This window comes from Exiguobacterium sp. s192, assembly GCF_018618795.1.
In the GTDB taxonomy this organism is placed as follows: domain Bacteria; phylum Bacillota; class Bacilli; order Exiguobacteriales; family Exiguobacteriaceae; genus Exiguobacterium_A; species Exiguobacterium_A undae.
Genome location: NZ_JACSMS010000001.1, coordinates 542,430 through 554,646 on the forward strand (window position 1 = coordinate 542,430; position 12,217 = coordinate 554,646).

A 12,217-nucleotide genomic window follows, 5' to 3' on the forward strand; every position below is an offset into this window, starting at 1 on the left:
GAAGCATGTCAGAACGTATTCGCACGACACTGATTACCGGATTTTTAGGAGCCGGAAAAACAACATTATTAAACCACATCGTCACGGATCCAGTCGAAAAGGTAGCCTTGCTTGTCAATGAAGTCGGCGCCGTCCATATTGATGAAGCTTTGATTGAACGAAGCGATGAAGAAGTCATCGAGCTGACGAACGGCTGTATCTGTTGTTCGATTCGCGGAGATTTACGTGATGCCCTGTTGCGGATCGCGAAAAAAAGACGGACGGGAGACATGACCTTTGATCGTTTGATCATTGAAACGACCGGCATCGCAGATCCGGGACCTATTCTGCAGACCTTTTATTTTGAGCCGGCTATTGAACAGCAGTATCAACTGTCGAGTGTCATTACCGTCGTGGATGCTTTCCAATTGGAACGACAGCTCGCATTTGAAGAAAATGTCCGGCAAATCGGATTTGCGGATACGATCCTGTTAAATAAAGTCGACTTGATCTCTGATTCTGAAGTCAATCTGGTCACGGAACGATTAGCGGGTCTGAATCCGACAGCGTTGATTCTTCCGACGATTCAGTCGAAGACGGATCTCAAACCATTATTTGAGACGTTCCATTTTCCAAAACAAGAAGAGGAACGTCTGGCACAACAAACAGACGGTCTGCAAAAAGCGGCGGAATCGTTTACGGCATTGACGATTACGGAGCGGATGCCGCTCCATCGGCAACGTTTTGGAGCCGTTCTTCGGGAAATCTTAGAAGCCTATGCGGAGGATTTATACCGGTATAAAGGAATCATTCATTTTGCCGATACGAATCAAAAAATCGTGTTACAAGGAACCGGTATGATTTATGGAACGGCAGCACGGGGTGAATTTGAGGGAGAAAAACAAACGACATTGGTGTTCATCGGAAAAAATCTAGATGAACAAGCGATTCGAACAGGCGTAAAGGCGGCGATAGCAAATGGTTGAGTTATATTTTGACGGAGCGGTCCGACCATCAAATGATGATGCGGCAGTCGGGATTTTTTGCAAAAATTCAGAAGGACAGGTGATTGAACGGACTTTTAGAATCACGGCCGAGAATAATCATGAAGCCGAATTTCAGGCGTTTTTAAAAGCCGTTGAATTGGCAGAAGAACTGTTGTCGCAAGGCGAAAGTGTTTTCTCCTTCCGGACGGATTCAGAAGCGGTTTCTTTGGCAGTTGAACGCGAATTCGCCAAAAATAAACGGATCCAAATTTATTTTGATCCTGCATTCGAACGGTTTAGCCGGTTGCCACTCGCTTTTGTTAAGTGGATTCCACGGTCAGAGAATAAAGCGGATCGTGTAGCAAAGGATGCTTTAAACGAATATTGATTCAAAAAACCGGCACGGTCTGTTTAGACCGTGCCGGTTTTTTATGACGACGTTTCGCCGTCCGTCGTCTCATGTGGTTCGATTAAAATTTGATCAATCCGTCGCCCGTCCAGATCGACGACTTCGAAGCGGTATCCGTTGCTGACGACATGACTGCCTCGGACCGGAAATTCGCCGAGGAGATATAAGACGAGTCCGGCAACCGTATGGTAGCTGTTTTTTTCCTCACCCGGCAAGTCTGTTTTGATGCCAAGGGTTCGTTTTAAATCATCAATATGCAGTAATCCGTCGGCAAGATACGACCCGTCACTCCGTTGTACGAGCTCGGGTTCTTCTTCGACAGTCGAAATTTCACCGACAAAGGCTTCGAGGATATCAAATAAGGTAATCATTCCTAAAAAACCGCCGTACTCATCCAGTACAAAAGCAATTGAGACGGTCTCTTTACGCATCCGTTCGAGCAAAACCGTTGCTTGTAATTGTTTGGGGACAATAAGCGGTGTCCGGATTAACGATTCGATGACGGTAGTCGGTTGATCGGCAGCCAAAATTTCTTTTGCATCGATATAGCCGACAAAATGATCCAAATCACCATGTCCAACCGGAAGATTCCGGTGTTTCGCTCGTCGTAAATCGCTTAAAATCTGTTCCGGAGAGTCCGTCAAATCAATCCATTCGGTCACGGTGCGCGGTTCCATCAGCTCATAGGCAAGCTGATCGTGAAAGGCGAACACACGTGAAACTTGTTCTGCTTCAGAGGTCGCAAAGGTTCCTTCTTTTGTTCCGCGAATCAAAAGTTGTTTGACCTCATCTTCCGTTTCATCTTCCGTTTGAAGTCGATCCAGACCAATCAGTCGAAAAATAACACTCGTTGATTTACTTAAGATGAAGATGAACGGTTTTAAAACATTTGAGAAAAAACGCATCGGCTGAGCCAGGACCATCGTGACACGCTCCGGACTGACAAGAGCAATCCGTTTCGGGACAAGTTCACCGATGACAAGCGATAAATAGGTGATGATCGTGACGACAATCATATAACCGACGGTGCTCGCGTAAGGGGCAAGCCAGTCAAAACCGGACAACCAGTCAATTAAAGGGGCCGACAAGGCAGCGCCACCAAAGGCACCGTTGATGATACCGATCAACGTGATACCGACTTGTACAGTGGATAACAGGTCCGTTGGACGTTCGAGGAAATCAAGCGCGATTTGGGCCGACTTTTTTCCGTCGTCCGCATACTGTTGTAGTTTTTGTTTTTTTGATGACAGCAAGGCGAGCTCCGTCATTGCAAACACACCATTTGCCAAGATCAAAACGAGGACAATCATTAAATTAATTAACCACATCAAGCATTCACTCCTTTTCGATAACAAACTATTCCCCAAACTCGCCTCCATCATTCCCATTCGGACCGGTTTCCGTTAAACTATTAATGTATCAGCAGATAAAGGGGGACTTTAATATGGAATATCGATTAGAGCGTGACACGATGGGGGAAATTCGTGTCCCACAAGCACAAGAATGGGGAGCACAAACACAACGAAGCTTGGAAAACTTTAAGATTGGAACGGAAAAGATGCCAATCGAAATCATCCGGGCGTTTGCGGTTCTAAAAAAGGGAGCGGCGTTGGCCAACCGTGATTTAGGTGTCCTTGATGCGGAGAAGGCGGAAGTCATTGCGGAAGTGTGTGATGAAATCATCGCTGGACATTTTGATGATGATTTTCCACTCGTCGTCTGGCAAACGGGGTCCGGCACACAGTCGAACATGAACGTCAATGAAGTCGTAGCGCGTGTCGCAACACGAAAATTAAGTGAACGTGGAAGCGAGCAAGTCATTCATCCGAATGACGACGTTAACAAATCACAAAGCTCAAACGATACATATCCGACGGCGATGCATATCGCAGCGAAGACAATCGTCATCGATCAGTTGTTGCCGGCTGTTGATGCGATTCAGGCGACGCTCGATGAAAAGGCAAAAGCCTTCTCCGACATCGTCAAGATTGGACGGACCCATTTGCAGGACGCGACACCGATTACGTTAGGTCAAGAAATCAGTGGATGGGTCCGCATGTTGCAATTATCGAAAAAGATGATTGAGTTGACGTTAGAGCCGTTGACGGAGCTTGCGATTGGCGGGACGGCAGTCGGAACCGGAATCAATGCCCATCCGGAATTCGGAGACCGGGCAGCCGAAAAGATGAGCGAAGAAACGGGGAAATCGTTTGTCAGTGCGGAAAATAAGTTCCACGCCTTAACAAGTCATGACCAACTCGTCTTTTCACATGGTGCGATCAAAGCGCTCGCCATGGATGCGATGAAAATCGCCAATGATGTCCGGTGGTTGGCATCCGGTCCACGTGCAGGAATCGGTGAAATCACGATTCCAGAAAACGAACCCGGCAGCTCGATCATGCCTGGGAAAGTCAACCCGACGCAAAGTGAAGCCTTGACGATGGTCGCGGCACAAGTACTTGGAAACGATACAACGATCGGTTTTGCAGCGAGCCAAGGTAATTTTGAATTGAATGTCTTTAAACCGGTCATCATGTATAATTTCATCCAGTCTGTCCGCCTGCTGACAGACGCTCTGCATTCGTTTAACGATCACTGTGCAATCGGCATCGAGCCGGAACGGACCGTCATTGCCGAAAACGTCGAACGATCATTGATGTTAGTGACAGCGCTGAATCCGCATATCGGCTATGAAAATGCAGCTCGGATTGCTAAGGCAGCGCATAAAGAGGGTACAACCTTAAAAGAGGCGGCACTCGCAACGGGTCTTTTGACGGAAGAACAATACGAGCAATGGATTGTTCCAGCTGATATGGTCAGCCCGAACTTAAAAGCATGATTGAAAACGAGGGTTTCCCTCGTTTTCTCTTCAGTCGAACTTGCTGTTTTTCGACTGTATAGAAAGAGGGGGAAGGCTCGTGGAAACCGAACAAAAAGAAACTGAAAAGCAAATTCATCAAACCATTCTCATGGTGGAACGGCTGCTTCGGATGGAGTCTGTTCCTAAAGCAGAATTACTTGTTTTTTCGCAGTGGTTAAAACGATTTAGCAAACAAGATCAAGCTGATTTTTTTGAACGGCAAGCCGCACGATGGGCGAGTGAGCTGGAGGATGAAACGGAAGAAGTCGCGCACGAGCAAATCGAGAAATTGCTTGCTCCGGTCATCGATCATCTTTCGGCACGGAGCCGTAAAAAAGTCATTCGGAAAGAGATGATTCTTTCCGTGACCAAACGATTTTTAGATAACATTCAATGGAAAAAATCGCTCGAAAATGAACGGTATATGACACGTTTTTTTGGTTCGATCGAAGATACGCTCGAAGTGGGTTATGACTTACATGTCGATGCGATGCTCATCGATCATGATATCATCCGAATGACCGATGAGGCTTTAGTACACAAATTGATTAAAAAAGTCGAAGCTTCCTTCATCCCACTGATCATCATCGGACCAAACGACGCATCTGTCCGTCAATCATGTTACGCACTCGGGACAGACGATTACTGGGATGAGACCGTACAAATCGAGGAACGGCAGATTCGTCTGAAGCGACTTTTGCGAAAATTACGAACCGTCTCTTCGACGATTTTAGTTGATGAACTGACCGGAGCGTTTAATCGAAAATATCTTCAAAATGCGTACCGACGGCGCACATCCCGTCTTGAACGGGACGACCAATTGTTTGCTTTGGCGATCTTTGATTTAGATCATTTCAAGCGGATTAACGATTTACACGGTCATCCGACAGGAGATTTAGTATTGGCAGAACTCGCTGTCTTAACGAAGCAAGCTATTCGGCAAGAAGATGAGCTGATCCGTTTTGGCGGCGAAGAATTCATGTTATTGTTCAGTGCAGATCATGCGGACCATGCAACAGATATGATGGAAAAAGTCCGGGCTAGGATTGAACGGCATACGTTCCCGAACGGGTTAAAAATTACAGTATCAATTGGTCTGACAGTTATCGACCATCCGACGATGGATTTAGAAGAAATGACATCGGAAGCAGATGAGGCGCTTTATCAAGCCAAACGAAACGGCAGAAATCAAGTGGCAGCGTACACGACGTCGACTGCAAAAGAAAAAATCACGGCATTGATTAAGATTGAGTCACAATCATTTGAACAGTTGGCGCCACTTGCGTTGCCGGATCATGCGAAATATCATTTTCAGGTCACACCTTACGAGGAAACGACCTGTGCCCCGCTTCAACTTTGTGTGTTACCGTTGCATCAGTTGGCGGCAAATAACTTCAAACTGCTCGATGAATGGAAACAGTCCCGGGAAGGAATCATTGAAGCGATTGCCATTGCTCCGGAAGAAAATCAGTTACTGGGACACGCCTTGGAACGTGGTGTGACGGATTATTGTCTTTCACCACTCGACCGTGATCAATTGGAAGAACAAATCCGCCAATGGATCATTCGTTTACCCTGAATCAAAAAGAATCCAGACCTCCTGAGAACAGGAGTCTGGATTCTTTTTGTATCGTACGTCATGTCCGGTCGTAACGATTAATGACGAACGAAAACGGATTTTGATCATCTTTAGCGTATGACGTTTTTTCTGTCAGCTTAAACGTGTCCGGCAGCGGCGGGTAGTAGACGTCTCCTTCGATGACGGCATCGATTTCCGTCGCATAGATCCGACCCGCACGTGACAACGTTTGATGAAACAGTTCACCGCCCCCGATCAAAAACACTTCTTCATCCGTCTCGACGTACGCATCAAGCAGCTTTAAATCATGCCAGACGGTCACGCCGTCTGCATGGAAATCAGGGTCTCGGGTGATGACGATGTTCTCACGTCCCGGTAACGGACGTCCGATCGAGAGAAACGTTTTTCGTCCCATGATGACGGGCTTACCGTACGTCGTTTTTTTAAAGTGTGCCAAATCGGCCGGGAGATGCCAAGGCATGTCGTTATCACGACCGATGACCCGATTTGTTGAATAGGCAACGATATGTGAAATCATACAGCGACGACTCCTTTGATGTGCGGGTCTGGATCATACCCTTCGATGATGATGTCGTCGAACGTAAAATCTTCAATTCGTTCGACATCTCGAGCGAAGCGAATCGTCGGCAACGGTTTTGGTGTTCGGCTCAATTGAAGGTTTACTTGATCGAGATGATTCGAATAAATATGCGCATCCCCTAACGTATGCACGAAATCCCCGACCTCAAGCTTACAGACATGAGCAATCATGTGCGTCAGCAAAGCGTAAGAGGCGATGTTAAACGGAACACCTAAAAAGACATCAGCAGACCGTTGGTACAGCTGGCACGACAACTTTCCGTTCGCGACATAAAATTGAAACAGCAGATGACAGGGTGGCAAGGCCATCTCTTCTAATTGACCGGGATTCCAGGCACTGACAATCAGACGACGTGAATCGGGATTCGTCTTAATTTGCTCGATGACATCAGCCAACTGATCGACCGTCGATCCATCCGGTTTCGGGAAGGAACGCCACTGCGCACCATAAACCGGTCCGAGATTCCCGTCTTCGTCGGCCCACTCGTTCCAAATCCGGACGCCGTTTTCTTGTAGATATGCAATGTTGGTGTCACCGGAAATGAACCAAATCAACTCATGGATGATCGACTTCATATGTAATTTTTTCGTCGTCACCATTGGAAATCCATCCTGCAAAGGGAACCGCATCTGATGACCAAAAATACTGGTCGTCCCGGTTCCCGTACGGTCTTCTTTTTTGACGCCGTTCGTTAAGATTTCATGGCAAAGTTGATGGTACTGTTTCATGAATACAATCCCCCTATAAAAGCTATCTTCCTATTGTAGCCGAATCCATTGGGGGGAATCAACCGGTTGGAGGGAATCAAACTTCGGATGAGGTCGGAAGATGACGCCGGAACAAATAACTGAACAGACCAAACAACGGAACGACGTCCCGCCAACCGAGCCGATGATTTTGTCGAATTCGAATCCGGTGTAGCATGAACAACTGCAAGATGTAGAACATCACGAGATCGACGGTCATCGTGCGTACGAACTGATTGGTCATGAAATAGATTTGGAAAATCGACCAATCGGACCGGGCGAGTGCCAGCCAAATGACGACTGCCGACAAAATGGCGAGAACAGCGACGAGATAGGGAATGAATTTTCGACGACGAAACGGCAAAAATGTTTTTCGTGGAATCGCCAGTGCCAAATACGGCATCAAGATAAAAGAGCCTAATACGAAAGCACCAAAACTCGCTAACATCGGGGAAGGCTTCAAGAAACGTTTTTCGTCTAAAAAGAGCATAAAAAAGGCAGCCGGATAAATGCCGAGTAACGTAAATAAGCTCAGAGCGGATGTATCAAATTGGCTTTGATCAAAACGTAAAAACGAGAACAGGAAACCATCAGGGAAGACTCGGTTATTTCCGAAGACGACAATAAATACGATGGCGATGGCCCAAACAAGAAATAATAAATAACGGCGGTACATAACGGCACGCCTCCCTTCTTCAATCATTTTTCCTCAATGGCAGGGATTCAAACGTCACTCGCCACTTTAGGTATATGTTCAGTATACCGTATGGAAATGAGGGAATCTCCTTGTTCTCGTTACGTTGTTCGTGATACGATGTCGATGAAATAAATGGAAGCGCTTTTAAAAATAAATGCAATCGCTTGCATTAATCGTTCACAAGGGAGTCGATCAATCAATGGAACGTAAATGGTGGCATGACAGTGTAGTTTATCAAATTTATCCACGCAGCTTTAATGATTCCAATGGAGACGGTATCGGGGATCTGGTCGGAATCATTGAAAAACTCGATTACTTAAAAGAACTCGGGATTGATGTCATCTGGCTGAGTCCGGTCTACGACTCACCGAATGATGATAACGGGTATGACATTCGGGATTATGAAGCCATCATGGATGAATTCGGAACGATGGCGGACTTTGACCGTCTGTTGGATCAAGCGCATGAACGCGGCATTAAAATCGTGATGGACCTCGTCGTCAACCATTCTTCCGACGAGCATGCCTGGTTCGCGGAGTCCCGGAAAAGTAAGGATAACCCGTACCGCGATTACTACATTTGGAGAAGTGCTCATGAAGACGGGACGTTACCAAACAACTGGGGCTCGATTTTTTCGGGTCCGGCGTGGGAATTGGATGAAGCGACAAACGAATATTACTTACACTTGTTCTCGAAAAAACAACCTGATTTAAACTGGGAAAACGAAAAGCTGCGCCAAGAAGTGTACCAGATGATTACACGATGGTTAGATCGTGGCATTGACGGTTTCCGAATGGACGTCATCAATTTGATTTCGAAAACACCGGGTCTGCCGGATGCGACCGTTCCTCCCGGTGCGTTGTACGGAGAAGGGGGTCAACACTACATCAATGGTCCACGGATTCACGAATTCCTGAAAGAGATGAACGATGCCTCGTTTGGTAATTATGATGTGTTGACTGTCGGAGAAATGCCGGGGGCAACGACGGAAGACGCGATTCTGTATACCGATCCGGCACGAAAAGAAGTCAACATGGTCTTTACGTTTGAACACATGGACTTGGATTCCGGTCCAGGCGGAAAATGGGACGTCCAACCGTTTGATCTGCAGAAACTGAAGCAGAATTTCACGAAGTGGCAAGTCGCTTTACATGAAAAAGGGTGGAACTCATTATACTGGAACAACCATGACCAACCACGCGTCGTCAGTCGATTTGGAGAGGATACGACGTATCGGGTCGAATCGGCTAAAATGTTAGCGACATTACTTCATTTGTTGAAAGGAACACCGTACATCTATCAAGGCGAAGAAATCGGGATGACGAATGTTGCGTTCGAATCGATTGAGGAGTACGAAGACATTGAAATTCGGAACATGTGGAAAGAACGGACAGAACAAGGAGCTTCACCGGCGGAACTCCTCCGGTCGATTCATGTAAAAGGGCGCGACAATGCGCGGACACCGATTCAATGGGATGCGACTGAGCATGGGGGATTCACGACAGGAACGCCTTGGCTGAAGGTGAATCCAAACTATCCAACCATCAATGTTGAAAAGGCTTTACAGGATCCTGACTCGATTTTCTATTATTACAAACAACTGATTGCATTACGGCATCAACATGATTTAATCGTCTACGGAGAATATGCCTTGATTTTAGAAGACGCGCCGCATGTCTATGCGTATACACGAACATACGAAAATCAGACTTGGTATATCTACTGTTCGTTTGCGACGGAAGACACAATCGTGCCGGTAACACACGATTCTTCCGATCGAGTCATCGGAAATTACAACGATGCACCAAATGTGACGGACGAGCAGCTGACGCTCCGTCCATATGAAGCGATTGTTTACCGGACCCATCATTAAGAAACGATGATCCGAGCGACGTTACATCGTCACTTTGGTGAATGACAAAGCCCGCTTTTCTGTCCGTCGAGGGCAAGAAAGCGGGCTTGTTTGTTTTGATCAACGTCTACCGTACGAGAGGGCGTTGAAAATCGAAGGAAAGGAGGCAGACCTTGAAGATCCGCCTCCTTGCCTAAATGTTTGATTAAGACGACTAACGAGGTTGAGTTTACTGTGCCTGCCTGACAATTTGTTTGATTGCCTCAATGATTTGTTGTTGCTCTTCTTTTGTCGTATCGAGATGTAAACCGTACAGACGTTGTGCCGCGACCATTTTTTCATGCAAAATGCGTCCGGTCAATTTAAGTGGTTCTGTCCCGCTGAGTAAGGAAAATTCGACGACAATCGAAGTGGAGCGAGTGAGCGGGAGCTTCAAAGGGGTTGCAATGGCGATGCCGCTCGGAGAAATGTTATGGATTTTCATTAATCCAGCGGGTGTCCGGCGCCCTTCTTTGACAAGGTAAAATTCACCCGTGATGGGTTCGGTGAATTGGTAACGAAACGACTCATTTCGTTTGATTTTCAAGAAGACCACCTCCTATTTTCCATTATCCGTCAAAAACGCATTTTCTTCTAGACGAAATTTAAGGAGGAAGCAACAAATCAAATGATGGAGCACTTAAGCCGCTGCATCTTTTGCAGAAGCCGTCGGATGAATTCGTTTGGCAACATACATGAATGGTGTCGCGACCCAAGCGATGACGAACTTCGCAAGATAGGTCGTTACAAAAATCTGCCACCAAATCTCAAACGGTAAATTATGAAAAGCGATGGCGCAGAACGTCAACGTATCGATTAACTGACTTAAGACCGTTGAGCCAGTCGTACGTAACCAAAGTTTCTTTTCGCCCGTCTTTTGGCGGATTTTAGAGTAGATGAACACATCGAACAATTGGGAAACAAGATATGCGGATAAACTGCCAAATGCAATCCAAGGCAGCAAACCGAACAAAAGATGCAAGGAATTCGACATATCGTCAGCCAAGGCATCATTGAGCGGGGTATACAGTAAGCTGTACTGCATTAAAAGAGTTGTCGTGATCAAGGAGAAGAACCCCATGTACACGCCCTGACGCGCCACCTTTTTGCCGTATTTTTCATTTAAGATATCGGTCGCCAAGTAGCAACTGCCATAAACGACATTACCTAATGTGAAAATATAAGAATAAAGTTCGACTTGTTGGGTGACTTGAATATTTGCAATGATCGTTGCGATGGCAATCCACATCAACAGACCGGTTTTACCGAACAGACGGTAACTGAGCAATAACAATCCCATCGTAATTAAGATGGAAGGAAACCATAACCATTCATTCATGTGCATACTCCTTTCTGATTCATACAAAGAAAAATTCTACGCTCTTTTTTAACATCTGTCAAAAAAAGCCGACGTCAGTAGGCGTCGGCTTAACATCAAGGGCGTTGAAGCGAATAACGCTTGCGGCGTCCCTTACTAAAATAGTGTTCTTGTTGTATAAATCCGTTGGTCGTAAGGATGTGACAAGCAATCTCTTTATGGGGTGACGTGGGTAAGACACGTGCACGTACTTCATAAATATCGAGTACACCGGACTCTTGCAATGCAAGTTGAACGGCTTTTGTACCGTAACCCCGCCCACTGAAGGAATCAAAAATCATCAAGTCCAGCTGAAAGTAATGTCCCATCTTCAACAAGAGGATCCGGCCTGCCAATTGATTGTCGACAAGAATATCGAAGTAAAAGTCTTCCGAATAACTGTGTTCAACAGAATCAAAAGCACGTTCAACCCCGAGTTCATGATCATAACCTTGAATTTCCTGGCGGGATAATCCATACGCCTGTTCGCCGTATTTTAAGAAATGTTCGAATTCAATCTGGTCGACGTGACGCAGCGTTCGACGTTTTAAATCCATGACGTTGTCCTCCTCTGATCGCAATTCAATCTGCTCATTCATTATAGCGACTTCAGGAAAGAAATTGCAAAAGATAGCTGGAATGGAATACGAAAGGAAGATGAAAGGAAGAAAGACACTCGACATACGAAATAACCAAGTTGTAAACGGATTGTGATTGTTTTATTTAGCGGTGGATATGGTAAAGTAATGATGTAGACATCTGTATACTGGAAGGGGTTGGGAAATGTGTTCACTGAACGGGATGGCATTAAATTACGCCTAGAGCAAATTGAACGTTTATATTCAGATTTAAATCGGGAAGCGAAACAATTGACGGAACGGTTACGCCAACTGGATGAACAAGGTGATGAAGTTCGTCACGATCTCGCATTAAACAAAGAAGATCGTGATCACCTGAAATCAAGCATCGATGAAACGTTACAGGCATTGTTACAACGGACGACTGTTGACGCAAAAGTCGAACAAGAAAAGCAAGAAGACTTGATTTCAAAAAAAGCACTCATCGAAGACATCGAAGGGTTATTGAAGAAAAAGAAATAAGCTAGCGCAGGC

Annotated in this window: 13 protein-coding genes; 6 read left to right on the top strand and 7 right to left on the bottom strand. The window is 45.9% G+C overall.

The window, feature by feature from the left end:
- Positions 1-5: 5 nt before the first annotated feature.
- Both KNP87_RS02800 and KNP87_RS02805 read left to right on the top strand, forming a co-directional pair.
- The gene (locus tag KNP87_RS02800) at positions 6-965 is read left to right on the top strand and encodes a CobW family GTP-binding protein (protein WP_214720752.1); all 960 of its coding nucleotides are present in this window, start codon (positions 6-8) and stop codon (positions 963-965) included.
- On the top strand, positions 958-1,353 hold the full coding sequence (locus KNP87_RS02805; protein ID WP_028106088.1) for a ribonuclease HI family protein: 396 nt from the start codon (positions 958-960) through the stop codon (positions 1,351-1,353). Before KNP87_RS02800 ends, KNP87_RS02805 begins: the two co-directional genes overlap by 8 nt.
- A gap of 41 nt (positions 1,354-1,394) precedes the next feature.
- Here KNP87_RS02805 and KNP87_RS02810 read toward each other — a convergent pair whose 3' ends face one another.
- Complete coding sequence (locus tag KNP87_RS02810; RefSeq protein WP_214720753.1) at positions 1,395-2,702, bottom strand: hemolysin family protein; 1,308 nt, start codon at positions 2,700-2,702, stop codon at positions 1,395-1,397.
- A 116-nt stretch (positions 2,703-2,818) separates the two neighbouring features.
- On the opposite strand from KNP87_RS02810, the gene fumC reads away from it, so the two are divergent.
- Positions 2,819-4,213 (top strand): class II fumarate hydratase, encoded by a 1,395-nt coding sequence (gene fumC / locus KNP87_RS02815; protein ID WP_214720754.1) that lies wholly within the window; start codon positions 2,819-2,821, stop codon positions 4,211-4,213.
- A gap of 79 nt (positions 4,214-4,292) precedes the next feature.
- Positions 4,293-5,813, top strand: a complete 1,521-nt coding sequence (locus tag KNP87_RS02820) for a GGDEF domain-containing protein (protein ID WP_214720755.1) — start codon at positions 4,293-4,295, stop codon at positions 5,811-5,813.
- 58 nt (positions 5,814-5,871) lie between these two features.
- Here the strand turns inward: KNP87_RS02820 and KNP87_RS02825 are convergent, their stop codons facing one another.
- The 3 genes from KNP87_RS02825 to KNP87_RS02835 all read right to left on the bottom strand — a co-directional run bounded on the left by KNP87_RS02825 (position 5,872) and on the right by KNP87_RS02835 (position 7,836).
- Entirely contained in the window at positions 5,872-6,351 is a 480-nt protein-coding gene (locus KNP87_RS02825; protein WP_214720756.1) for a dihydrofolate reductase, read from the bottom strand.
- Entirely contained in the window at positions 6,348-7,142 is a 795-nt protein-coding gene (locus KNP87_RS02830; protein ID WP_214720757.1) for a thymidylate synthase, read from the bottom strand. The genes KNP87_RS02825 and KNP87_RS02830 overlap by 4 nt, the downstream gene beginning before the upstream one ends.
- A 76-nt stretch (positions 7,143-7,218) precedes the next feature.
- Positions 7,219-7,836 (bottom strand): hypothetical protein, encoded by a 618-nt coding sequence (locus tag KNP87_RS02835; protein ID WP_214720758.1) that lies wholly within the window; start codon positions 7,834-7,836, stop codon positions 7,219-7,221.
- A gap of 220 nt (positions 7,837-8,056) precedes the next feature.
- Between KNP87_RS02835 and KNP87_RS02840 the strand changes: the two genes are divergently transcribed.
- A complete protein-coding gene (locus KNP87_RS02840; RefSeq protein ID WP_214720759.1) occupies positions 8,057-9,730 on the top strand; it encodes a glycoside hydrolase family 13 protein in 1,674 nt (557 codons plus the stop codon).
- A gap of 208 nt (positions 9,731-9,938) precedes the next feature.
- Here the strand turns inward: KNP87_RS02840 and KNP87_RS02845 are convergent, their stop codons facing one another.
- From KNP87_RS02845 to KNP87_RS02855, 3 genes are all read right to left on the bottom strand, one after another.
- Positions 9,939-10,295 carry a PilZ domain-containing protein gene (locus KNP87_RS02845; RefSeq protein ID WP_214720760.1) on the bottom strand — a complete coding sequence of 119 codons (357 nt, stop codon included), beginning with the start codon at positions 10,293-10,295 and terminating at the stop codon, positions 9,939-9,941.
- A 93-nt stretch (positions 10,296-10,388) separates the two neighbouring features.
- The gene (locus KNP87_RS02850) at positions 10,389-11,087 is read right to left on the bottom strand and encodes a queuosine precursor transporter (protein ID WP_214720761.1); all 699 of its coding nucleotides are present in this window, start codon (positions 11,085-11,087) and stop codon (positions 10,389-10,391) included.
- Between the two features lie 95 nt (positions 11,088-11,182).
- Positions 11,183-11,662 carry a GNAT family N-acetyltransferase gene (locus tag KNP87_RS02855; protein WP_214720762.1) on the bottom strand — a complete coding sequence of 160 codons (480 nt, stop codon included), beginning with the start codon at positions 11,660-11,662 and terminating at the stop codon, positions 11,183-11,185.
- A 228-nt stretch (positions 11,663-11,890) separates the two neighbouring features.
- Between KNP87_RS02855 and KNP87_RS02860 the strand changes: the two genes are divergently transcribed.
- A complete protein-coding gene (locus tag KNP87_RS02860; protein ID WP_012370605.1) occupies positions 11,891-12,205 on the top strand; it encodes a hypothetical protein in 315 nt (104 codons plus the stop codon).
- The last annotated feature ends 12 nt before the right edge of the window (positions 12,206-12,217 follow it).